Below are 23604 nucleotides of genomic sequence, written 5' to 3'. Positions count from 1 at the left end.
CATGTCTGGAGACGACCTGCACACCTACGAACCCCCCGACCTCGACGACATGTCCCCGCGCCAAGCCGTGGACGCCGTGACCGCGGACATCCGCGACCACCGCATCACCGCAGACGGCACCGGCCTGTTCAACATGACGCGGCACATCGGCCTGCTGTGCCACCTCGCCGCCCGTATGGCTGGCGACGCCGAGTACCAGCTCGCCCCCAACAGCGCTGGCCTCCCGCCCGCCGAGAACCTCAGCGCGAGCGCCGGCCACCTCGGAAAGGCCATCGCTCACTACACCCAGGCCCTCGCCCCGCTCCTCGTCCTCACCACCACGGCGCAGGACACCCTCCAGCAGCAGCTCGACTCGCTCGACCATCACAGCCGCCTGCGGATCCACCTCGATGACGGCGGCCGAGCCCTGGCGGCGGCCCGCACCGCGCTGGAAGCACCGCGGTCTCCCGCTGCTGCGTGCGCACCTGCTCCGGCACCGCTGCATGCCACGGCCGTCCGGCGCCGTGTATGACGACACCGCCGAGCGATGATGGTCTGCTGTTCGATGTGGCCGCCCCGCCCACGCCGGTCGAACGACTGCTGCTGCTCGCCAACCAGTACGTGCTGCACAACGACACGCTCGACCGGCTCCTGCGGGCTGGTTCGCCGTCCGAGCCCGGCACCTACGTCGCCTCCGTACAGCAACTCGCCTCCGCGACTCGCGCCGCCATCACAGCGGTCACCGACGAGCGGCTCTTTGAGAGTCACGAGTTGTCGGACGCGGTGGTCCGCCTGCAGCAGCTCGCTTTCCTGAGCAGCGCTTCCACGGACCACCAGCTCCCGATGGCCCGCACGCTGACCGCCCTGGCACCGGCAGCCGCCGTGAGCTGCGCCGACACCGTCGCCCGCGAAATGAGACGCCGCCGTGGGGCCACGCCCGCCGCCCCCGACCACCGGCTGACCGCTGCCCACCACACCGCGTTGTGGGAGATCGCCTGCGGGAACGTCGTGGCGACCAACTCCCTGGGACGGCAGTACGTCCACTACCGCGAAGAGCGCGTCCTGATCGGCACACTGCGGACGCTGGAGGCGAACGGACTCGCGGAACGTGTCCCGAAGTCCGCGCCCTCCGCCTACGTGGGCGGACCGCTCCAAGACCGCGTCCGTCTCACCTCCGCCGGCACCACCGCCTTGGCCGCCGCCATCAGCAGCCCTCCCGCCAGCAGAGCGCCCGGCAGTACACCCGCGCCCGCTCCCGCTCCCGCCGCCGCGAAGACAGCCATCCGAAGCCGCTGACCGATCCTCCCGGAGCCACACCACCCCATGACCCCGCCCAGCCTGATCAGTGGCCGGCCTGCCAAGGGCACCGCGCCCGACCTGCGCGCCACTCATGGCCGGAGCGCCGCCGCTCCCGCGGCCTCCCCGCCGTCACCGGCCGCACGCCACCGCTGACCTGCGGCAACAGCCCACCCCGCCGAGAAAGGCACTTCCTGTCCACCGCCGACTCCCTCCACAGCCTCCTTACCCAACCTCATTGCGCGCTGGGCGTGTTCGTCCCTGCCGGGCTGCACCCGCCCCACATCGAGCACCTGCATCTCGACCAGATCGCACGGGCAGGCACCTCCCTGTTCGAGGTCGGGCTCGCCCACCATGACGCCAGCCTCGACGGACCCGTCATCCAGGCGGCCTACCACCGCGCCCTGAGACGCAGGAACGTCCTCGACCACACCCTCCGTACGGTCGAGCACGCCGCCGGCCTGCGACCCACCGTCGTCATGACCTACTGGGAACCCGTCAGCCGGCACGGCCCCGAACACCTGGCCCGCCTGTTCGCCGACGTCGGTGCCGCCGGCGTGATGGTCGTCGACCTGCCCGACCACCAGGCAGCCCGCTGGCAGGCAGCAGCGAAGGACGCGGGCCTCCACACACCTCGCCTCGTCCCACGTCGCGGCACCGACACCAGCCTCGCCCGTGTGGCCGCCGGAGCGTCGGGATGGCTCTACGCCCCCGCGAGCACGGAACCCACCGGCTACAACGGCCCGCTCGACATCCCGGCGCTCGCCGACTTCACCGAGCACCTGCGCACCGCCAGCCCACTGCCCGTGGTCTCGGGCGTGGGGATCTCCACCCCAACCCTCGCAGCACGCGTCGCGCCGCTGGTGGACGCCGTCGTCATCGGCACCCCCATCGTCCGCGCCCTAACCACCGACCCCGATCAGGCCCCGGCACTGACCGCCATGTTCGCCCAGTCCCTGACACCGAACACCTCCACGGAGACCCGTGCCTGACCGCTTCACCCCGGCCCAGATCCTCGACCGGATCACGGCTGACACCCTCGCCTGCACCGAGCTCTGCGCACCCCCGCTCCCGACCACGCAGCCGCGCTGGCCACGCGGATCACCGACGCACAAGAACTCGCCGACACCACTCTGCAGCTGTTCCTCGACCTCGCCGAGCACACGCCGCACCCCTCATCCGCAGGTCTGCTGCTCCTCGAACGGACCGCGCAGATCACCAAAGCCGCCCAGGACGCGGGGGCCGAGCTGACCGCGGCCCTTGCTCGCTCTGTGGAGAACCGGCGGCGACGACCCGAAGCGGCGTCAGGACGAGTCGTCCTCATCGGTCCGTCACCACAGCAGTTCATCGAGTCGGCCACCGACCTCCTCGACCGCATCCCCGCCCTCTACCGCGCCATACATCGCGACCGGCTGCTCCCGCCCAGCCCGCTCACAGACCGGCCGCACTGAGGACACACCCAAAATTCCCGACCTCCAGGACAGACCATTTCAGATCAGCCTCGATTTCGCTCCCTTTCTCTGGGTGCGGGTGTTCAATCCAGTGCCCTCCTCTCCCTGTCGGCCGAAGGGATTCTCCCCAAGGTCGACTACGCGATTTTCGCCGACACCGGGTGGGAACCCGAAGCGGTTTACGCCCACCTTGACCGCATGGAAGAGAAGATAGCCCATCCCGCGGGAATTCCAATCCTTCGCGTGTCATCCGGAAACATTCGCAACGACGCCCTGAACCCGAATCACCGATTCGCATCCATGCCCCTCCACATCCTCGATAAGGACGGGCGACCTGGGATGACCCGAAGGCAGTGCACGGGCGAATATAAAATTAAGCCAATAAAGCAGAAGGTTCGCGAACTGCTCGGGTACCCCTACCCGTCTCGCATCCCAAAGGGGGTTTTCGTCGAGCAATGGGTGGGAATATCGACCGATGAGTTCCACCGGGCCAAGGATGCCGACGTCAAGTACATGCGCAACCGGCACCCCCTTCTGGACATGTCCTGGAGTCGGGCCGACTGCGTACGGTATCTAGCCTCTCTCGGGCTTGCCGATACACCGAAATCGAGTTGCCTCGGATGCCCGTTCCACGGAAATGCTCAGTGGAGGCACATCAGGGACACCTCTCCGTCCGAGTGGGCGGACGTCGTCGAATTCGACGCGGCTATCCGGCAGGGCAATGCCCGCGCCAACGCATCGGGTAACCAATTGCTCGGCAAGGCATTCCTGCACCGCTCCCGCGTTCCCCTGGACCGGGCCCCGATCGACCATGTCACCGCAGCCGAACGAGCGGCCCTGCGCATCGGCGCGGACGAGGCCGACGTGCTGGAGAACGGCGTCGAGGACGGCTGCTCACCCTGGGCGTGCCGCGGGGAGGCCGACGCATTGACGCGGGACGACTTCGGGCTGGCCACGTGATACTCGACCTCTTCGCGGGGCCTTCTGTACGCAGAACTGCAGCGTCTCATTACTGCCTCGCATCCCCACGACCAGCCCGTTTGCGCTTTGCAGTCGCTTGAGTCGCATAGGTACGGTCCCCGCCATGCTGATGACGTTCTTCTCGTCTGACACCTGGGAGTCCTGGGGGCTGTCGAGCCAACCGGTCATCCCGGACCAGATGCCGATCCTGCTTGACGACGACCTCCTCTTCGAAGACTCGGCTGGCCCGCGCGTCACGACCGTGATCAACCGGTGGGCCCAGGAACTCCCGGCGAACGGATGCCCGGCCCCGAACTCCTGGGAGACCTACGTTCGGGTTGTGCGGGACTGGACGCTCTTCCTGGCCAGCCGGGGCATCCAACTCTTCGACGCCCGCAGCGAGTTGAGGCGCGGTCTGAGCGCCTACGCAGTCCACCGCGCGTGCGGCCCGCTGGAGGAACGGTTCGCCGCCTCCACCTGGAACCAGCACATGAGCATCCTGTCCCTGTTCTACGGGTGGGCCCAGGACGAAGAACTCACGACGGCGGTGCCGTTCACTTACAAGCAGGCCGTCACGGCGTACGGCGACCAGGTGCACCTGCAGTCGGTGAATCTCTCCAAGCGGCGGATGCCGAAGCCGCACGTGACGATCAAGTACTTCGAGAAGGACTTCGAGGACACGTTCCTGAAGGGCCTGGGCGGTCTACGCCCGGACGGCGCCGAGGACGGTCTCTACCGGGGCCGGACGACGGCACGCAACGCGGCGGTGGGCAGCTATGTCTTGTCCAGCGGGCTGCGGCGGCAGGAGTTCACGTACATGTTGGAGTGCGAGGTGCCGCCTCTGCCACCCCGCCGGACAGAGCTGCCGATCTGGGTGCCGGTGCCGCCCGGCGTCACGAAGGGCCGGAAGTTCCGCACCACGTGGACGACATACGACGCGCTCGCCCGGCTTCACCAGTACTTGCGGCTGCAGCGCGCTGTGGCGGTGGCTCGCTCGTCGTGGATACCGCCGGCCAAGTGGGGTTCGCCTCTGGTGGTGACCGAGGCGGACGAGGTCGGTGGCCGGGTCGATGGCGAGCGTGTGCTGTGGGCGGAGTTGACGCCTCGGGAGCGCCGGTGTCTGGTCCGGCCGGACGGCGGATCGATGCTGCTGGCCGTGCAGAGTGATGGGAGTCCGTTTCGCGACTGGCCGACGGTCTTCAAGCGGACCTCGGAGCGGATCAGGAATCGGTTCGATCCGCGTTTCCCGCATACGGCCCCGCACCGATGCCGTCACACGTTCGCGATCAGGACCCTGGAGATGCTGATCGGCGGCTACTACGCCCAGGTCGCGAAGCTCGTCAGGGACACCGACGCGGACGCGGCCCTGGCGCTCTACCTGCGCAAGAACGACCCGGTGATGATCCTGCGTGACCTCCTCGGTCATACCAGCACCCTCACCACGGAGGTGTACCTCCGGCGCCTGGATACCACCCGGATCTACCGCGAGGCATACGAGCGCGCGGGCCACGACCACGGTCTGCTCGCCGAGGCCGAACACGAGGCCGATGCCGAGTTCGACGACTTCGATGAGGACGATATCTGATGCCCGCGGAGATCCTGGAGAACCCTCTGCGACTGTCCTGCACCTTCACCCGCGGCACCACGTCGACCCTGAACGTCGACGACTCGGTGAACCCCGTACTCGTCCGCGAGTTGCTGACGGGCCTGGTCTACCTCATGCACCCGAACGGCCAGGGTGACTCGCATCGAACCGCGGAGAAGTACAAGGGGACCATCGACTGGTTCGTCGTCGAACTGGATAGGCGGGGCCATCGGGGCGGGGTCGCCGAGCTGACCCGCACGGGACTCGCAGCGCTGTGGTGGGAGCGGGAAATCGGCGGGAGTCGGAGAGCCGCCGCATGCTCGCTGCCCTGGACGCCGAGACCTCTGTGCTGGCGCCGGATGTGCGGGAACTTGTCCGAGGGCGTCTGTACAACCGGCATCCGAACAGTGAGCCGCTGCCACCGTACGACGAAGTTGCCTGGGTGGGGCTGACACGTGCAGCCCGCACGATCGTCAAGGAGTCATGGGCTGCTTACCGGGCGGCCAGAGCAACGGCGCAGGCGGGCTCGGACCCGTACGTGCACGGCTGGACGAGGGAGAACATCTTCTGGTTGATGGTGCACCGCGGCCCGGTGACGACACGGGAGTTGGGCGAGCGCGTCGGCTTGTCGTACGAGGAGATGCGCCATCGGATCGGCCGTGACCGTCAGCACTTCTTCGTGGAAGCACGCGAAGCACTCTTCCCCAGCCCTCGCGTCGTCATCGCCTACCAGGTGCTGTTCGGCGTGTACACCGGCATCGTGCCGGACGGCATCGCCGATCTGGGCCTCGACGGCCTTGACTGGGCCGGCGACAGCGCGGTGCTGGTCCGCTACATCAAGGGCCGCACGTCCGAGGAGAGCATCACGTTGCCGAGCAAGGCAGTGCGGCTGCTGGAGCGCTGGCTCGAGTATGCCGAACTGGCGAGGTCACACTGCCCACCCCAGTTGCGCAACGGGCTGTGGCTGTGGCTCGCCTACACCTCGCGCCGCGCGGGCGACGAGGGACTCGGACCGTGGAGGTACGGGCGCCCCTACAAGTCCACCATCGTCGACTGGTCCCGGGACGCGGGGGTGGTCGACGCCAACGGGGCGCCGGTCACGGTGCACCGTCACCGGATCCGCACGACGTTCGAGTCCCACCGGGACCGCTCTTCCTGGATCGGCAGTCGGCGCTCGACGATCGACCCCAACCACACCCCGGGAGTGGAAGGCGACCACTACCTGTCCGCGATGACCGAGGCCCAGCAGAACGCCCTGGAAGACATCGTCGAGCAGGCCCAGGGCGATCTGCTCCGCCGGGGCCAGCCGCCCATGGTGCTGTCGAACGAGCAGGTCGCCGACTTGGCCCGTCAGTTCCCGCAGCTGGTCAGCGAACTGGAGTTGGACGATCGGGCGATCGCCGAGCTCGTGGGTGGGCAGCGCGATGTGTTCGTGGCGTCCTGCGCCGATCCGACCGCGGGAGTGCACGGCCCGAAGGGAAAGCCGTGCCCGGCCCGCCCCTGGGTGTGCCTGCTGTGTCCACTCGCCCTGTTCACGCCGCGGCACGCGGCGAACCTCCTGCGCATGAAGGCGTTCTTCGCCCGGCAGTGGCAGCAGATGCCCGCCGCGCAGTTCATGGCCGTCTTCGGCCACTATGCCCAGCGCATCGAGGACGTCCTGATCAAGTACGACCCCACGCAGCTCGCTGCGGCTGCCGCCCAAGTCACCGACACCGACGCCGAGATACCGCTCCTGCCCGAGGAGAGCACCCTGTGAGCATCATCCCTCAGACCGCGGCTTCGCCGCCCGGCACTGCAGCGTCGCCCTTCGCCGAGGCAGACATGTGCGGCCTGGCCGGCTTCGTCCTCCCCATCGGGGCAGCCCGCCCGGTCTTCGAGGACGACGTCTGGGTCTTCACCCAGGTCATTGGGATCCCCGCCTACGTGTCGAAGTGCGCACGGCGCCTGGACTTCTCGGGGATCATCAATGAGCGGTGGAAGACGGTGGCCAAGGAGTACATCGCCGCGCAGATGGCTCCCGGGCACGAAGCCGTCCGCACGCTGCCATACGCCAACCGGACGGTCCGCGTCGTCAACGGCCTGTACGCCGAACTTCTGGAGCTGGTCCGGTGGCTGAACTGGCTGACCGCCCAAGGGGTCGCCGAGCTCGGCGAGGTCACCGATCATCACTGCAAGTCCTTCGCCCAATACCGCGCCACCCACCGCCCCAACGGCAAGAAGAGACACGACCGCCCCAGCGTCCGCAGGGCCGTCGAGCTGACGATCATCGGGCTGGCCCGCTACAGCGAGTTGTTCACCACCGACCGCTATCACCCCGGACTGCGGCCATTCCCGGGACAGGCCACCAGCAAGCCCAGCAGCAATGCGAACAAGACGCCTCCGGTCGCAGACCCGACGTTCCAGCCGCTCCTGGCGGCAGCCCTCTACCTCGTCCAGACCCTGGCCCCGCCTCTGCTCCGCGAACTTGACACCAAGCGGCGCTATGTCGCCCATCGGGCAGCGCTGCCCGCAGCACGTATTGATCTGGACGAGCTTGAGGCGGTCATCCGCCGCCACGTCGAAGAGCAGCGTCCCTTCGACCGGAACATCAACTGGGCCAAGGCGCGGACGTGGATCAGCAAGGACGACCCGTTGAGCCAGATCAACCTCTACGCCCTCGCCGCAGAAGGCGGCCGGAGGGAGATCAGCCCTTCCACATTGGAGTCTGTACGCGACGTGCTGGAGGAAGCCGTGGAGGCAGTGGGGATCGAGGAGCCGTTCTGCCGCGGGGCCAGCATGGTGGAGCGGGCCGACAGCCAAGGGGAGGTGCCCTGGTCAGAGCCACTCTCTGAGCGTGGCCTGCGGGCGCTCACCGGCGTGGTGAAGACCGCCTCGCACGTGGTCATCGTGGCGCTTTCCGGTATGCGCCAGAGCGAACTGCGCGAGATGAATGTGGGATGCCGCGTTCCCCCGATCGAGGCCGGCCCGGGGCTGAAGAGGTACAAGCTGGCGAGCCGGGTCGTCAAAGGAAAACCTCTGGGCGGCGTTCCCGACGAGTGGGTCGTGATTTGGGAGGCGTATCAGGCGGCGGAGGTTGCCGAGCAACTCCTGGGGCCGAACGCCGAGATCGGTGATCCCCTTCTCGCCTCGCCACTCGACCGCGCCCGCTTCGCGCTATTCCGTCAGTGGGTCAACGGCCCCGCAGGACAGGCTCTGGGACTGGCTCCGATCCCGGAGGGACAACTGACTGCGAGGATGCTCAGGCGCACACTCGCCTTGGAGATCGCCTACCGTCCCGGTGGCCTGCTGGCCGCAAAAGTACAGCTCAAGCACTTGTCTGTGGTGACAACGGAAGGCTATGCGGCCCGTCCGGGCGGGGCACAGGCCAAGTTCCTCGCGGAAGTCAACGCCGAGGAGGCAGAGCGGAACAAGGACCTCGTGCTGGCCGAGTACCGGCGCTATCAGCAGGGCGAGATGCCGTCAGGTCCCGGCGCCCGCGATCTGATCAGCTTCTTCGCCAGCGTCGACGGGAAGCTGGCCCGCGCTGCCGCCGAGGACCCCACGGTCGTCGGCAGCGACCAGGAGGTGAGAGCGCTCCTCGCCGAGGTCGCCGGCGTCCTGCACCTGGGAGTGGCGAACTACTGCTGGTTCATCGACCCTTCCAAGGCGTTGTGCCTGAAGCTGGCCGGCACCCCGAACGCGACGAAGCCGCTGGCGGGCATGTGCGATTCCGCCCGCTGCCCGCAGGCCACCCACCATCCCTGCCACCGCCCTGTGTGGGCCGAGAGCGTGCGGACCAAGCAGGTCTTCATCGAGTCGATCGGCCGCAACCACAAGACCGAAAAGGCCCGACTGCAGGCCGACCTGGATCGGGACATGAAGGTCCTGGCCTCGATCGACGCCGCGTAAGGAGAAACCCCGCCTCATGGCTCGCATCAGCGCAGAGACCCGCGCCCGCAACGAGGAGGCCGTCCGGGCCGCGATGGACCGGCTCCTGAAGGGTGACCTCCCGCCCGGCGGCAGCTGCGACTTGAAGACACTGGCCGTCGCAGCCGGGGTGACCCGCACCGCGTTCTACCCGAAGAAGAACCGTGACGGCACCACCCGCCCTGGCCCTTACCAGCACCTTGCCGAAGAGTTTGAGCGGCGCCTTCGTACTCTGCGGGAGGCCGGGGAGGTCGTCGACCCACGGATCGCGCAGATCGAACGGCTCAAGACCAAGGTCGCCGAGCTTAAGGAACGCCTGGCTCAGCGGGACGAGACCGTTGCCGAGCTCACCACGTTCAAGGAGCTCGCCGTCTCGCGCTTGGCCGCACAGCACGACGAGATCGTGCGTCTACGGGAACAGGCCGCAGCCCTCGGCAACGTCCGCCGCCTGCCAGCCGCCCGCCCCGGGGCCGCCCCGTACGGATCATGCAGCTGAACTTGACGCTGATCGACGTGTCCGAACACGGCGAGGGAGCCCGCTGGCATGGCGTGCCGTACTCCCTCGCCGGTCCGAACTGATACTCGCGTGGGATCAGCGAGACAGGGCGAGTAGTTCGTCGATCGCCGGCTCTGGGCCGTCATAGGTGAGGTGCGCGATGGCTGCCATTGGTGCGATCACTCGGCTCCAGGCATACAACCGGTCCCCATCGAGCCCGCACGCGGTCGCCACCCGCTGGCAACGGGCCTCGACACCCTCTTGTCCGGCGCCGGCCACCACGTAGTCGACGGCGTCGAAGCATGGGTCGCCTACGCATGCCTTGGGGTCGATCGCGATCAGACCGCGCGACGGGCCACCGTCCAGGACGTTGCCGAGGTGCAGATCGCCGTGCAACAACACGAGCCTGGCCTGACTGTCCAGCAACCTCTCACAGCGCCGTATCGCCCGCTGCCAGGCGGCCTGGTCGATCCGTGCGCCGATGGCCGGCTCGGACAGCCGCCGACCGATCCGGGCGAAGGATTCGTCAAACCGACCGCGCAGATCCAGTGGCCAGTGCGCGGGTGGGGCCACGGCGTGCAAGGCGGCAAGCAACTCGCCCCACTGCTGCGGCAATGACGTCTGCGGCATGTCGTCGGCCACGGTGCCGGGCAGGACCTCCTCCAACACCATCGCCCCGGCCTCCGCGTCGGCAGACAAGACGGCCGGCACCCGACCCGACGGCGCGAACACGCGCAGCATCTCCACCTGCTTGGTCAACAGTGCCCGGTCCGGGCTGAGTTTGAGAACCGCTGGCCTCCCGTCACGCCATTGACAGCGCAAAACGACAGAGGAGGCTCCACTCTCGAACAGCTCACCCAGCTTGAACCCCCACCGCGCAGCCAGCCGTGCAGCGAGGTTCGGAACCTCGGCGAGCCAACCCTCGGCTTCAGGGCCGAATCGACCTACCAACACCGCGCCGACCTCTTCCATATTCATCCCGGTAGCTTGCACCCCGAACTGCCGCCATGCACACGCATATCGACGCCGCTCCGCGGGATGGGGCCGTTTGAACGATCACCAGTCGCCTGGGAAATGGCCTTGAGCGAGCTGGGAAACCACAGGCCAGCGGCACCCGTGAACGGCCCCTCGCCATCGGCACCACTGATCTCCCCAACGCCCTCTACACGGAAGGCCCCTGTGCCTGAACCCACACCTTCACTTATCGTTCCATCTGACGTACCACCCCCACGCAGACGTGATCTCGGTCACGCAGTCGTGCAGCATAAAGGGACAACATGCCTCTCTGTAACGCGACACGACAGAGACTCTCGACCCACGCGTAAAGCGACATGACCTGCGTGGGACACGGCGTCTGCCGTCACAACGGGCCGGGCGGCTGGAGCACCGCTCTGAGTGTGTTCGGTGTGCGGGACGTCGGGCTGGAATGGGATCAGTGGGCGTGCAAAACACGTTCTGCGGCTGGTCAGTTGACCATCCGTACCGACGTGGCGATGTATCCGACGCGGCCCTTCATCGGCCGCACCCGCGGCGTGATCGCCTCCCCGCCGTGCCAGGCGTGGAGCATGGCGGGCAAGCGCCTGGGCCTGCTCGACCAGCCACTGGTGCACGCGGCGGTCGAAGACCTCGCCGTCGGACGCGACACCCGTGAACGCCTCCTCGCCGCCTGCCGCGACGAGCGCTCTCTGCTCGCGGCCGAGCCGATGCGCTACCTCTACGCCCTGAACACGGTCGGCGATCCCGACTGGGTCGCCATAGAGGAAGTGCCAGACGTTCTGCCCTTGTGGAAGCAGTACGCGGCCGTCCTGCGCGGGTGGGGATTCTCCGTCTGGTACGGGATCCTCAACGCCGCCGACTTCGGCGTCCCGCAGACCAGAAGGCGAGCGATACTCCTGGCCTCCCGCGTCCGCACGGCGCAACCGCCCACGCCCACGCACGCTCAACTAGCCGAACCGGACTCACTGTTCGGCCCGGGCCGCACTCGCTGGGTCAGCATGGCCGAGGCCCTCGGGTGGGGCGCGACCGACCGCCCCGTCCCCACCGTCTGCGCCGGTGGCGGACCCGGGGGCGGGCCCGAACCCTTCCCCTCGGGCTCCCGCAAGGCGCTTTCAGACGCCCGGGAGCGGGGCACCTGGACGCCCCGGGCGGACGGTGTGGTCCTGCAGTCCCGCCGCGAAGGCGCCGGATGGGCGGCACGGCACGGTACCCGCGAGAACCCTGCCGCCGACGCTCCGGCGCCGACGTTCACCGCCGAGGCGCACCGCTGGTCCTGGTCCCTGCGCAGCAACAACCAGGCCAACGCCACCATCCGTTCGTTGTCCGAGCCGGCGGGCACGCTGTTCTTCGGCCACCGGGCGAACGAGTGCACCTGGGTCGCCGAGCCCACCGCACCCCCAGTCAGGGACACGGACGCGCTGGCATTTCCCGAGCCGATCCGAATCACCGCCCGCGAGGCCGGCCTCTTGCAGACCTTTCCGGCCGACTGCCCCTGGGCCGGCAACAAGGGCCAGCAGTTCTCCCAGATCGGCAACGCCGTGCCCCCGTTGCTCGCCGCCCATCTGCTCGCCCCGCACCTGGATGTCCCCCTCAATCCCAACGACTTCACCCTGGCCGCTTAATGCCGCACGCCCCCGAACCCGACGAGGACGACCTCGACGCGATCCCACGGCCGCACCCTGTGTTCCACGTCGAGCAGGCCCTCCTCGGCGCTCTCCTGCTCGAACCGCAACGCCTTCGCGACGTGACCGGTATCGGCCCCGACGCGTTCTCCACCGCCGCCCACGCCGCCCTGTTCGACGCGATCCGCTCCCTGCCGGCCCCCGACCCGGTCGAGCACGCGAAGAACACGAAGTGGCTCGACGCCGTGCTCACCGCCGCTCGCGAGGAAGCGCGCGGGCTGTCCGCGCCGTACCTGCACAGCCTGATCCAGGTCTGCCCGTGGACCCGGCACGCGCCCGCGTACGCCCGGATGATCGAGGCGGAACACTGCCGGCGCCGTCTGGCCGCCGCCGCCCAGCGCCTCATGCACACCACTGGGGACACCTCGCTCCCGCAGCGCGTGGCCACCACCCTCGATGAGGCCGACGCCGTGGCCACCGTGGTGGACGACGTCGCTGCCCGCTTCCCCCCGCACGCCGGGTCCCTGCCCCGCACCTCCGTTCCTGCGCCGGCCACGCCCCAGGACGAGGAAGCGATCGACGAGGAGCGGCTGCTGCTCGCGACCTCGACCGCGTACCCCAGCGGCATCGAGCAGATGCGGTGGCTGACGCCCGGCGACTTCACGCAACCGCTGCACGCCGGGCTGTGGCAGTGCCTGACGACCCTGGCCCGGCGCGGCACGCCCGTCGACCCCGTGACCGTCCTGTGGGAGGCACAGCACCGCGGGCTCCTCGGCCCTGCGGCCGATCCGCGAGAGCTGCTGGACCTCCTCGCAGGATCGGTCGGTTCCCCCGAGCACTGGGGCGAGCGCGTCGTGCAGCGCTCCGTCCTCACCGCCGCACACCAAGCGGGCCGGGCCATTGGGGCGTTCACCGACGATGCGGCCACCACGCCGTACCAACTCGTCGTCGGCAGCCGCCGCGCTCTCGCCGACCTGTCAGCCGTGCGTACCCGATGGCAGCACGCCGCCTCCCCCTCCCCCTCCCTCGCACCGGCCGACCGGCCCGGACGCGCCAGGGCCACGAGAGCCACGGGCGTGCCCCGAGCCGGTCCGCCGCGGACCACGACTCCGTCCGCCGCGCGCAGTTCCCGCTGACCCCCACCCGCCGGTTGCCGGGCCCTTGCGACCCGGCAACCGGCAGAAGAGAGCCCCTTCATGACGACACCATCCATCGATGCGCACGTCCGCCTCGACGTCCACCCCAACCATTCCAGTGCCGTGACCGCCTTCCTGACCGGCTCCCAGGCCCACATCCCCCACCTGGGTCTGGAGGCCGCCGACTGGACCGTCGTAGCCAAGAACACCCTGGTTCTCGCCCGCATCGATCACGAGGAGCCCTACTGGGCCGAGAAGGCGGCCGAACAACTGGCCGCTGACGGGATCACCGTCGAGATCACCCCGCGGCTCCGGGAAGCAATGGACGAGGAATGGACCTGGGCCAACTACCCGATGCCCTGGTGCACCCGCAGCGAGATCCGCGAGGTCTCCAACGAGGCCCAAAAGATTCATGACGACATCCGCCACGGCCAGCTCCTCATCCACGCCCACGCCGAGGACGGCCACACCACCGTCGCGGTCGGCACCTACCTCAGCGGCGGCAAGAGCGTCTACCTCCACGGAGAGAACCACCTACGGCAGATCGCCGACACCTTCGACTCGCCCGCTGGGGCCCTGGTCGCCTTCGAGAAGGCCCACGGCGCCGCCATGCGGCCCGGCCCGGCACCCCTGACCGACACAGAGCGAGCCACCGCCCAAGCCCGAATCTCACTCGGCATACCTACCGTCGGCGCTGAGCCTCCGCGCCCAGAACCGGAAACCGTCCCCGCTTACGCAGCCGACGCCGGCGACCACGATGCCCTCCTGGACGCATTCCTCGACGCTCACGGCGACTGGCAGAAGTGGCGCACCTGGTCCGACGAGACGACCCACGCCATCCACGAGGATCAGACCCTGCGCATCGAACGCATCCACGACGCTCCCGCCCACGAGACGGCGTGGACCGTGGCGGCGTACGAGACACCCGTCTCCGACCGCATGTGGGTCCTCACAGCGACCGGGGCCACCCCGACCCCCATGCTGCAAGGGCTTCTGGATCACCTCGCCGATGCCGACAGCTGGGACACAGCCCTCGGCTCCCCAGTGGGCGAAAAGACCGTCACCGCCGCCACCCACCCCCTCTCCGAAGCCGGGTGGAGACACACCGTGGACGGGCGATGGATCCGCTGGACCTCCCCCACGGGAGACGCCGGGGTCCAGTTCGATGCCTTCGCCGCCCAGCACCCGAACCAGACCCTCACCACCTGGACCGTTTGGGCCGGCCCGAACCCCGACCACCCCGCCTGGACCCTCACCGCGTCCCCGTACACGCCCAGCTCGCTGCTGGCCGACCTCTCCGAGAACCTCGCCCACGGAACCGGCACCCGCCAGAAGCAGGCCACGGGCCGCGAACGCAGGACGAGCCTTGGCACCACGTCCCCGGCCGTCCGAGCGGTCATGGCCAGCCCCGCCGCCAGCCGTACACGCTGACTACCGGCACGCCAGAGCAGAACAACGCGGGATCACCGGTTAGCCAAACCGGCGATCCCGCGCATCATTTTGTTGGTCCACCACCACGACCTGCCCATACGTCAAAAGGCTCCACCCGACGACCACCGACCAACCGCGAGACGCTCACGGCCAAGGTGCCGGCGAGCGATCACGCTGCTGCGTAGCTCGCGCGGAATCCTGCGCCCGCTCCACGTCCCTCGGCGTGCGGGCTGCACCTCCAAGTCGCCCGTCCCGTGGTGGCCGAGCCCGGACACGCCCAGGGTGAACCCAGGAACGAGATCGACGTGCTTCGGGTCGACCTTCAGGTAGACCAAGAGCTTGCTCCGCCAAGGCGGACAGAACCAGGCGAAGTTCCGCAAACGCTGATAAAGGTCCGCTGGTGGCCAGATCCCAGCCACCGGCAGAAGCGCGCCTTTCGTGACGACGCCCGCGCCCAACGCCGCATCCGGATTCGGCGCGCCGTGGCGGGCACTTGGTACGTTCGGGCCTATGACGTTGCGTTCGGTGAATCTGCGTAATGAGCCCGTGGAAGCCGTACTGGACCGTGTGGAGCGGTCGCTGGGGGTGCGCTTGGATCACCAGACTGTGGTGCGCAAGGAGCTGGATCGAGCACCTGCGGGCCAGCCGTCTCATCGGCAACCTCCTCACCGAGCGAACAGCCGCCCAAGAAGTACGTATCCACGCCGTCGGTCCCTTCCTCCTCGACCGGTACCGGCGCATGGCCGCGAGCGCAGAAGCGGAACAGGAACGCCTGGCCTCCAGCAAAGCCATCACCGAATGGGTCGCCTCCGCGCTGTCCGGACTAGCGATGGCCGCCACCTACGGAAGCATGATCTGGCTGATCGTCGCCGGGCACATGAGCCTCGCCGTCGCCGGCACCGCCGTGATCGCGGTACGGACCGGGTCAGCGAGCCTGGGCGCCCTGGTGATGAACATCAACCAGCTGCACGAAGAGTCCCTCTACGTTAGGGACCACGGACAGTTCCTGGTCGATGCCACCCAACGCGCCATCCCGCAGACCGGCAGTCCCGTCCCTGCCCAGGTCAAGCAGGTCTCCTTGGAACACGTCACCTACCGGTATCCCGACCGCGACGCACCGGCCCTGGACGACGTGACGCTCACCTTCCCCATGGGGTCGGTCACCGCCGTGGTGGGCGAGAACGGCTCCGGCAAAAGCACGTTGATGAAGATCCTGTCCGGGCTGCTGCTCCCCCACGACGGAACCGTGAAATGGGGTGAGACAGACATCACCGAGCTGGAACGCTCCCAGGTCTTCGACCGCGTCTCCCTTCTCACCCAGGACTTCCAACGCTGGCCCGTAACTGCCGCGATGAACATCCGCATCGGCCGCCCCGGCCACGATGCCTCGACCCGTGACCTGCAGACATCCGTCGACTTCGCCGGAGCCGGGCCAATCACCGCCAAACTCCCCAACGGCCTGCACAGCATGCTCGGCCGCATGTTCCGCGGAGCCATCGAACTCTCCGGCGGTGAATGGCAGAAAGTGGGCCTCGCCCGCACCCACTGGCGCAGCTCAACATCGCAGGCGGACAGCATCCTCATTGTCGACGAGCCCACCTCCGCCCTCGACCCCGAAGCCGAGATCGAAGCCTTCGACCGCATCCGCCGCCTCGCCGCCCCGAACCGGGCCGTCGTCCTGGTCACCCACCGCATGTCCGGCGTCCGTCACGCCGACCACATCTACGTCCTCAGCCAAGGACACCTCGCCGAACACGGCACACATGACGAACTCACCGCCGCGCGCGGCCGGTACGCCGCCATGTTCGACACACAAGCCGCCCAGTACGCCCCCACCGCCAGCATCCCGAACCCTGCCGCACCCACCGTCGCGGATCCCGCATGACCCGCTCACCCGAAAGGCCCGCCGTGACGACACTCCTCACCACCGACCTCGATGAAGCACGCGCCCTGCGCCACCAGTTGGCCGACCAGCTCGCCGAGGCGGGTCACATCCGAAGCCCCGCGGTCGACGAGGCCTGCATGCCGTGCCCCGGCACGCCTTCGCCCCCGAAGTACCGATCCAGAAGGCGTACGCCAACGACATCGTCGCCACCCGCCACAGCGACGACGGCAGCATCATCAGCTCCATCTCTGCGCCCTGGCTGCAGGCCGACATGCTCGAAGCTGCCCGCATCCGGCCTGGCCACCGTGTCCTGGAGCGGCTCCGGCGGCTACAACGCCGCCCTCATGGCCGAACTCGTCGGCCCGACCGGCAGCGTCACCACCCTCGACATCGACCCGGCCGTCACCGACCGCGCCACCCGCTTCCTGCCCAAGACCGGATACGACCACGTCCACGTGGTCACCGCGGACCGTCCGCCCCCATGCGGCGCAGTCAAAACGTGTACGCCGCGGGTCAGGGGGCTTCGCCGTCCCCTGCGGCGCTCTTCGGAGCCCTTGAAGGATCTGCGCCTCCTTGAAGGGGCGGAGCTTCCGTGATCGACCGTGAGTACGCGGTCATCTATGAAGCAGGCCCTCGGCCTTGGCGACTACGAGGCCGGACCTACCACGGCTTTCACCACCACGTGACCCTCGTCTCCGCAGCCCACCCTCAGGTCGTCGAGGTCGGTGACGTCGGTCAGCCGCAGATGGATCCGACTCGCGCCGATCGCGGCGAGCTCGCCGACCCGCTCGACGAGGTGGGCCGGAGCTCCGACCACCGGGTCCTCCGGCGGCAGCGCGCTCTTGACGTGCGTGCAGCGGAGCGGCCGCCGCTGCTGACGGCGCGCACGCCGCATGAGAAGCTGTGGTTTCCCGGGATCGACGGCGTCGTGGTCGAGGGCGTCCTCGTGGACGAGGAGTTGGCGGTCGTGCGGGCCCGGACGACCCGGGCGTGTGTCTGCTGTCCTTCGTGCAGGGTGGACCGGCACATCGCAGTCGGGCGACTTGAAGCGGAACCAGGTCTTCCGAGCCCAGTAGCCGGTGCCCTTGCTGGGGAAGTTCTCGGTGAGCGACGACTCCATCTTGGACTCCTTGGCGCTCGACCCGCCTGCCTTCCAGTCACCCGCCTTGCCCGTGAGCGACACCGCGACGCCCGGCGTCGCGGTGTCGCTCCGGCGCGACAGACGAAGTCCGTCGTCGCGCCCGACCACCGGACGCCGACAGCGTTGACCTGCGTGATGCGCTGCCCGAGATCCTTCGTCACCTTGGTCGAGCAGGCTCCCTTGTCGACATCGTCCACGGGACCCACCGACTTCTCGGGGACCTGGTCGCCGATCGGGCTCTGGTCCACCTGCACGACCGCGAGCGCGGCCAATGATCTTCCGATCACACTCTTGTCCCGAGAACGTGCGGATGTGCCGCGCATTGCCTCAAGCCAAGTCGATCGCGGAATCTGCCGGAAAGCGGGGTACGCAATACGTCGATCCTCCGGTCAGTCCACCTCCGGCTGCGGGAACACCCGCGGCGTCAGCTCCAGCGACCGCACGTGCTCCGCGATCTCCCCGCACGTGGTGACCCACAGCTCCGGCAACCCGGCCATCGTCTCCAGCAGCGACTCCAGCGCGCGCAGCCGCCCCAGCCGGCCGCTCAGGAACGGGTGGATGGTGAGGGTGAAGCACGACTCGTAGCGGTAGGCCTCGGCGAGCTCGCCGGTCCACATCGACAGCGCCTTGGCGGGGTCCTCGATGACGCCGGGGCCGAAGACCTCGGGGACGAAGGCGAACTGCTCCCAGTCGTCGAGCGCCCACGACACGGGGATCTCGACGATCGAGCGGGCGCCGTCGCCGGGCCGCTCGGCGAGTTCGTAGGGAAGGTCGGAGTCCATCAGGCTGGAGTCGTAGAGGAAGCCGCGGTCGAGCAGGATCTCCGCCGTCGAGTACGACGTCTCCCACAACGGCGCGCGGTACCCCACGGGCCGGATGCCGAGCACCTTGTCGAGCGACTCGAGTCCGCGGTCGATGACGGCCGCCTCCTCCTTGTACGACAGCCCGGCCATCGCCTCGTGCATGTACCCGTGGTGTGCGATCTCGTGGCCGGCATCGCGGATCCGCCGGAGCAGGTCGGGGTAGCGCTCGACGGTGTACCCAGGCGCGAAGAAGGTCGCCTTGAGGTCGAACCGGTCGAGCAGGTCGAGCACGCGGGGTACGCCGGTCAGCGCGCCGTACGCCTGGTGGCTCATCACGGACAGCCGGTCCCGGGTGCCACGGTCGATGGTGAGGGCGACGTCCTCGGCGTCGAGGTCGAAGCCGAGATTGGCGGCGGCCCGGAAGCCGGTCGGCCAGGTGATCGGGGCGGCCGGTTGGGTGGCGTCGCCGGTGGGGGTGGTCATGACGGTTCCTTCAGATCGAGAGAAGCAGGAGTTCAGGCGCGGGCGCGGGTGCTGCCGCCGTTGGCCGAGATGGTCTGGCCGACGAACGCGGTCAGACCCGGCCGCGAGAGCAGGGCGACGGTGGCGGCGATCTCCTCGGGCCGGCCGATCCTGCCGGCGGGGATCTCGGCGCCGTACTGCGCGTGCATCTCCTCCAGGCTCAGGCCGGCGTCGTCGGCGTCCACCTGCAGCTGGGGCGTGTCGATGATGCCCGGCGCGACCGCGTTGACGGTGATGTTCTCGGGCGCCAGCTCACGGCCCAGCGACTTGGTGAGCGCGATGAGTCCCGCCTTCGAGGAGGCGTACGCCGTGGCGCGCGGCCAGCCGACGACCCCCCACTCGGAGGTGATGACGACGATGTTGCCGCGCCCCTTGCGCCTCATCCCGGGCAGCACGGCCTGCACGCACCGGAAGGTGCCTGACAGGTTCGTGTCGATATTGCGCCACCAGTCGTCGAGCGGCTGGTCGAGGATCGGGCTCATCGACATGTACGCCGCATTGCACACCAGTACGTCGACCGGTCCCTGCTCGCGCTCGACCGCGGCGAACGCGGTCCGCACCGCCTCGGGATCGGCCATGTCGGCCACCACCGGGAAGCCACCGGTCAGCTCGACCACCTCACGCATCTGCGGGGTGTCGGCCCGGCCGTTCACACCGACCTTCGCGCCCTCCGCGGCCAGCCGGAGCGCGATCGCCCGGCCGATCCCCTGGGTCGCGCCGGTCACGACGGCGACCCTGCCCTCCTGGCGACGTCGTACGTTCGGCTCGCTCATCAGATCACTGCTCCCATGTTGGGGGAAAGCACTTCGCCGAAGCAGAACCCGCCCTCGTCGACCAGGAACTGCACGGCCTGGGCGATGTCCTCGGGCTGGCCGAGGGCCCGCGCCGGCAGGGACGCCAGGTACTCCGGCGTGCGCTGGGCCGCCGGCAGCAGGGGCGTGTCGGTCGGGCCGGGCGCGACCGCATTGACGCGGACGCCGTGCTCGGCGACCTCCGCGCCGAGGCTGCGCACGAAGCCGAGGATCGCGCCCTTGGCCGCCGAGTAGTGCGCCTCGCTCTCGGTGCCGCCGATGCCGAGCTCGGAGGAGATCGCCACGACGGTGCCCTCACCCCTGTTGATCATCCCGGGCAGCACCGCCCGGACCGGGTTGAGCAGGCCGCCCACGTGGACGTGCATCATCCGGTTCCAGGCCTCCTCGGTGATCTCGCCGACCGGCACCAGCTCGTAGTGCCCCGCCGCCGTGACCAGCGCGCCCACCGGCCCGACCTCGGCCTCGATCCGGCCGAAGGCGGCGGACACCGACGCCGGGTCGGCGACGTCGCACTCGTAGGAGTGCTTCAGGTGCTCGACGGGACGCAGGTCGAGACCGCAGACGGTCCAGCCCGTCTCCTCCAGCGACCGGCACACGGCCGCGCCGATGCCGGAGGCGGCGCCCGTGACGACCGCGACGCGCGCGCTCATCGGACGACCTCCCGCTCGCCCACCGGCTCACTGATCTGGTTGCGGCGGCTCGCGTAGACCGCGACGCCGACGATGCCCAGTGCGACCAAGCTGATCACCATACTCCAGTTGATGTACCACGGCTGACCGGGACTTGTTCGCGGCCAGAGGACGTTGACGATTTCAATGGCCAGCCACGCCGCGGCGGCGTACGTGACGATCCCACCCCAGCGGCCCATGGAGAAGGGCCCGGGCACCCAGCGCCCACTGAGACGGAGCAGGGCGGCAGCGAAGACCGGGATCGCGAAGGCGATGTAGGGGCCCATCACGGAGAAGTTCACCAGCACGTCGTAGAAGTCCGAGCCGGCGAAGAGCAGGAAGAGCGCCGAGACGACGGCGGTCAGGCCGATCGCAGAGATCGGCATCCGTTCCGGGCCGGCTAGCTTGGCGAGGGTGGCCGCGCCGGGCAGGGCCCCGTCGCGGGCCATGCCGTAGACGGCGCGGGAGACGGCCGACTGGACGGCGAGGAACGCCGAGACGAAGCCGATCACGAACATGATGAGCAGCGGCTTGGCGATCGAGGCGCCGAGCTGCTCGGTCAGGGTCGCGGAGACCGGGTCACCGCTCTGCACGTTCAGCACGGCGGGCAGGTCCGGGATGGCGAGGATGACCGAGACCGCCGAGAACATCACGATCACGCCGACCAGGAGCAGGCCGAAGATGATGGCCTTGGGCACGTTGCGCTCCGGATCCTGCACCTCCTCGGCGATCGACCCGGCGGACTCGAAGCCGAGGAACGCCCAGCCGACGAAGGCCATCGCGACGAGCATCGTGCTCAGCGTGCCGCCGTTCGCGTGGGGCAGGCCGTCGAAGAGGGTCGAGACCGGGTTGACCCGGTGGAAGGCCAGCAGCACGATGCCGAGCACGACCGAGCCCACGATCTCGCACAGGATGCTCGCGGTGATCATCACCTTGAGGACCTGGCGGCCGATCATGTTCGCCGCGGTGCCGAGGCCGATGATGCCCATCGCGACCAGGACGCGCTGCCGCTGGCCCGGTGCGGCGTCGAAGACTTCGAGCAGGAAGCCCGCCGCGGCGTACGCCATCGTCGACAGGGTGAGGGTGAGGCCCCAGATGTACGCCCACGCGGCGGTCCAGCCCCAGGCCGTTCCGCGGGCGTGCCGGGCCCACTGGTAGACGCTGCCGGCGTACGGCCAGCGCGAGGCGAGCTCGCCGAAGACGAATGCCACGAGCAGCTGGCCGCCGAGCACGATCGGGAACGCCCAGAAGAAGCGCGGCCCGGCGGCGAACAGGCCCAGCGCGAAGATGGCGTACAGCGCCACGATCGGCGAGATGTCGGCGAAGGCGAGCGACAGGGCGGAGCGGAAGCCGAACCCGCGGTTCAGTACGTCGTGGCCGCCGTCCGGCGGCGTCACGACCGCGCGGTCGGCGGTGCTCTCAAGGCTGGGTGGTCCCATTGCGGTGACCTCCTGGGGTGGGCCAGTGATTTCGGCCTCAGTCTCATGGCTCCGTGGCACTGCGCAACAGCCACCCAATGTCACGCCTTTGGCGCACGGTCCTATACGAATGCACAACGCGCCCGGCGGCGCCGACCACGGGGTCGGCGCCGCCGGGCGCGGGGGTCCTGCCTCAGGCGACCTCGCTCGGCACGGCCACCGGGGCCGGCGCGGCGGGGGCGCGGCGCGCCGGGCGAGCTTGGTCTGGCCCAGGTAGAGGACGGTGGCGACGACCAGGCCGACGATCCAGGAGACGACCGCGCCGCCGAGGTCGTCGACCAGCGGGCCCGTGTAGAGCCCGGTGTTGACGAACGGGACCTGCGCAGCCATCGTGGCCACGTAGGCGGTGATCGTCGGCCAGTTCACCAGACCGTAGCTCCCGCGCCGGTCGAAGAGCTGGTCGGTCTCGTACTCGCTGTGCCGCACCAGGTAGTTGTCGGCGAGGTTGATCGCCGTCCACGGCACCGGCAGGTTGAGCAGGAACAGGGTGATGTTGAGGACCGGCGCGGCTCTGGATCATCTGCGGCACGCCCATTCAGGGCTCCTGGATGGAGTGGTACGCCATGAACAGGGCGCCCACCAGGTTCCCGACGACGATCGCGAAGATCGCCCAGGGCAGGTCGAGCCCGATCAGGACGGCGAGCGCGCCGTTCACGAAGCCGGTGATCTGCAGGTTGCTGGAGAACCACACCGTGAACAGGTGTCAGGGCCTGCCGTGCCGCTCGTTCACCGGGACGTAGTCGATCGAGTGCTGCTCGATGCGCTCGTTGCGCTGGGTCAAGGCCGATGCGGTCGGGCACCTCAGGTGGGAGGTGTCGGTGGACTCCACCGTCGCCCGAGCGCACCAGCACGCCGCAGGGGTGCGTAAAAGAGGGCTGGCGATCCACGCCGGCCGGGCACGGACGGCCTGGCGCGCGAGCCGGAGGACCACGCGCTGGGCCGATCGCGCGGCGGCCCGACCACCAAGGTCCACCTCGCGGTCGACTCTTCCTCGCACGTCCTGGCCGTGGTGGTCACCGCGGGCCAGCGGGCTGACGCGCCGCTGTTCACCGAGGTCATGGACCGTATCCGAGTGGAGTGCGTCGGCGACGGACACCCCCGCACCCGCCCCGACCGCGTGATCGCCGACCGCGTCTACTACTCCCGCCAGATCCGCTCCTACCTGCGCCGACGACAGATCCCATACACCATCCCTGAGAAGCTCGACCAGGCCGGGCATCGCCTGCGTCGAGGCTCGGCCGGCGGTCGCCCGCCCGGCTTCGACCGGGAACGGTACAAGCGCCGCCACAAGATCGAGTGCCGGATCGGCCTCCTCAAGCAATCCCGTGGCGTCGCGACCAGGTACGAAAAACCTCCTTCCCGAGCTCGTACGTACCCGGACGGTAGGCATCACCTGGCTGAGCAGGGAAGGGGCCCGGCCCTCATATGGCCAGGTCA

General features: G+C 69.0%; 21 protein-coding genes and 2 pseudogenes. 15 read left to right on the top strand and 8 right to left on the bottom strand.

Annotated elements, in window-relative coordinates:
* Position 1 precedes the first annotated feature (1 nt).
* The 9 genes from ACF1B9_RS32445 to ACF1B9_RS32405 all read left to right on the top strand — a co-directional run bounded on the left by ACF1B9_RS32445 (position 2) and on the right by ACF1B9_RS32405 (position 9673).
* Positions 2–511: a hypothetical protein gene (locus ACF1B9_RS32445; RefSeq protein ID WP_391746239.1), complete on the top strand. Its 510-nt coding sequence runs from the start codon at positions 2–4 to the stop codon at positions 509–511.
* Positions 508–1275 (top strand): hypothetical protein, encoded by a 768-nt coding sequence (locus ACF1B9_RS32440; protein WP_391746241.1) that lies wholly within the window; start codon positions 508–510, stop codon positions 1273–1275. The genes ACF1B9_RS32445 and ACF1B9_RS32440 overlap by 4 nt, the downstream gene beginning before the upstream one ends.
* A gap of 251 nt (positions 1276–1526) precedes the next feature.
* Positions 1527–2267, top strand: coding sequence for a tryptophan synthase subunit alpha (locus ACF1B9_RS32435; protein ID WP_391746243.1), 741 nt, complete (start codon positions 1527–1529; stop codon positions 2265–2267).
* 657 nt (positions 2268–2924) lie between these two features.
* Positions 2925–3686, top strand: a complete 762-nt coding sequence (locus tag ACF1B9_RS32430) for a hypothetical protein (protein WP_391746245.1) — start codon at positions 2925–2927, stop codon at positions 3684–3686.
* 124 nt (positions 3687–3810) lie between these two features.
* Positions 3811–5271 (top strand): site-specific integrase, encoded by a 1461-nt coding sequence (locus ACF1B9_RS32425; protein ID WP_391746247.1) that lies wholly within the window; start codon positions 3811–3813, stop codon positions 5269–5271.
* On the top strand, positions 5271–5723 hold the full coding sequence (locus tag ACF1B9_RS32420; RefSeq protein WP_391746249.1) for a hypothetical protein: 453 nt from the start codon (positions 5271–5273) through the stop codon (positions 5721–5723). The genes ACF1B9_RS32425 and ACF1B9_RS32420 overlap by 1 nt, the downstream gene beginning before the upstream one ends.
* Positions 5714–7027: a hypothetical protein gene (locus ACF1B9_RS32415; protein ID WP_391746251.1), complete on the top strand. Its 1314-nt coding sequence runs from the start codon at positions 5714–5716 to the stop codon at positions 7025–7027. Before ACF1B9_RS32420 ends, ACF1B9_RS32415 begins: the two co-directional genes overlap by 10 nt.
* Entirely contained in the window at positions 7024–9159 is a 2136-nt protein-coding gene (locus tag ACF1B9_RS32410; protein WP_391746253.1) for a site-specific integrase, read from the top strand. The genes ACF1B9_RS32415 and ACF1B9_RS32410 overlap by 4 nt, the downstream gene beginning before the upstream one ends.
* A gap of 16 nt (positions 9160–9175) precedes the next feature.
* Entirely contained in the window at positions 9176–9673 is a 498-nt protein-coding gene (locus tag ACF1B9_RS32405) for a hypothetical protein (RefSeq protein WP_391746255.1), read from the top strand.
* A gap of 96 nt (positions 9674–9769) precedes the next feature.
* Here ACF1B9_RS32405 and ACF1B9_RS32400 read toward each other — a convergent pair whose 3' ends face one another.
* Positions 9770–10645, bottom strand: coding sequence for an aminoglycoside phosphotransferase family protein (locus tag ACF1B9_RS32400; RefSeq protein WP_391746311.1), 876 nt, complete (start codon positions 10643–10645; stop codon positions 9770–9772).
* 359 nt (positions 10646–11004) lie between these two features.
* Here ACF1B9_RS32400 and ACF1B9_RS32395 point away from each other — a divergent pair, with 359 nt between their 5' ends.
* Genes ACF1B9_RS32395 through ACF1B9_RS32385 form a run of 3 tightly spaced genes read left to right on the top strand, consistent with a single transcriptional unit; the run spans position 11005 to position 14858 of the window.
* Positions 11005–12291 carry a DNA cytosine methyltransferase gene (locus ACF1B9_RS32395; protein ID WP_391746257.1) on the top strand — a complete coding sequence of 429 codons (1287 nt, stop codon included), beginning with the start codon at positions 11005–11007 and terminating at the stop codon, positions 12289–12291.
* Positions 12291–13427, top strand: a complete 1137-nt coding sequence (locus tag ACF1B9_RS32390; protein ID WP_391746259.1) for a DnaB-like helicase N-terminal domain-containing protein — start codon at positions 12291–12293, stop codon at positions 13425–13427. The genes ACF1B9_RS32395 and ACF1B9_RS32390 overlap by 1 nt, the downstream gene beginning before the upstream one ends.
* Before the next feature lie 60 nt (positions 13428–13487).
* Positions 13488–14858: a DUF317 domain-containing protein gene (locus ACF1B9_RS32385; protein WP_391746260.1), complete on the top strand. Its 1371-nt coding sequence runs from the start codon at positions 13488–13490 to the stop codon at positions 14856–14858.
* A 144-nt stretch (positions 14859–15002) separates the two neighbouring features.
* Here ACF1B9_RS32385 and ACF1B9_RS32380 read toward each other — a convergent pair.
* Positions 15003–15247 (bottom strand): annotated as a pseudogene (locus ACF1B9_RS32380) (hypothetical protein); the annotation flags it as partial.
* 149 nt (positions 15248–15396) lie between these two features.
* Here ACF1B9_RS32380 and ACF1B9_RS32375 point away from each other — a divergent pair.
* A complete protein-coding gene (locus ACF1B9_RS32375) occupies positions 15397–16743 on the top strand; it encodes an ATP-binding cassette domain-containing protein (protein ID WP_391746262.1) in 1347 nt (448 codons plus the stop codon).
* Positions 16740–17339: a hypothetical protein gene (locus ACF1B9_RS32370; RefSeq protein WP_391746264.1), complete on the top strand. Its 600-nt coding sequence runs from the start codon at positions 16740–16742 to the stop codon at positions 17337–17339. The genes ACF1B9_RS32375 and ACF1B9_RS32370 overlap by 4 nt, the downstream gene beginning before the upstream one ends.
* A gap of 50 nt (positions 17340–17389) precedes the next feature.
* On the opposite strand, the gene ACF1B9_RS32365 is transcribed toward ACF1B9_RS32370, so the two are convergent.
* From ACF1B9_RS32365 to ACF1B9_RS32340, 6 genes are all read right to left on the bottom strand, one after another.
* Positions 17390–17992: a hypothetical protein gene (locus tag ACF1B9_RS32365; protein WP_391746266.1), complete on the bottom strand. Its 603-nt coding sequence runs from the start codon at positions 17990–17992 to the stop codon at positions 17390–17392.
* Positions 17993–18273: 281 nt separating this feature from the next.
* A complete protein-coding gene (locus ACF1B9_RS32360) occupies positions 18274–19170 on the bottom strand; it encodes a polysaccharide deacetylase (RefSeq protein ID WP_391746267.1) in 897 nt (298 codons plus the stop codon).
* A gap of 32 nt (positions 19171–19202) precedes the next feature.
* A complete protein-coding gene (locus ACF1B9_RS32355; protein WP_391746269.1) occupies positions 19203–19982 on the bottom strand; it encodes an SDR family NAD(P)-dependent oxidoreductase in 780 nt (259 codons plus the stop codon).
* Positions 19982–20671 (bottom strand): SDR family NAD(P)-dependent oxidoreductase, encoded by a 690-nt coding sequence (locus ACF1B9_RS32350; protein WP_391746271.1) that lies wholly within the window; start codon positions 20669–20671, stop codon positions 19982–19984. Before ACF1B9_RS32350 ends, ACF1B9_RS32355 begins: the two co-directional genes overlap by 1 nt.
* Complete coding sequence (locus tag ACF1B9_RS32345) at positions 20668–22632, bottom strand: amino acid permease (RefSeq protein WP_391746273.1); 1965 nt, start codon at positions 22630–22632, stop codon at positions 20668–20670. The genes ACF1B9_RS32350 and ACF1B9_RS32345 overlap by 4 nt, the downstream gene beginning before the upstream one ends.
* Before the next feature lie 70 nt (positions 22633–22702).
* On the bottom strand, positions 22703–22858 hold the full coding sequence (locus ACF1B9_RS32340) for a cytosine permease (protein WP_391746274.1): 156 nt from the start codon (positions 22856–22858) through the stop codon (positions 22703–22705).
* An 88-nt stretch (positions 22859–22946) separates the two neighbouring features.
* Between ACF1B9_RS32340 and ACF1B9_RS32335 the strand changes: the two are divergent.
* A pseudogene (locus ACF1B9_RS32335) lies at positions 22947–23596 on the top strand (IS5 family transposase); the annotation flags it as partial.
* Positions 23597–23604: the final 8 nt, after the last annotated feature.

Source organism: Streptomyces sp. NPDC014727, from assembly GCF_043083485.1.
GTDB lineage: Bacteria > Actinomycetota > Actinomycetes > Streptomycetales > Streptomycetaceae > Streptomyces.
This window is presented reverse-complemented; position numbering and strand designations above follow the sequence as displayed.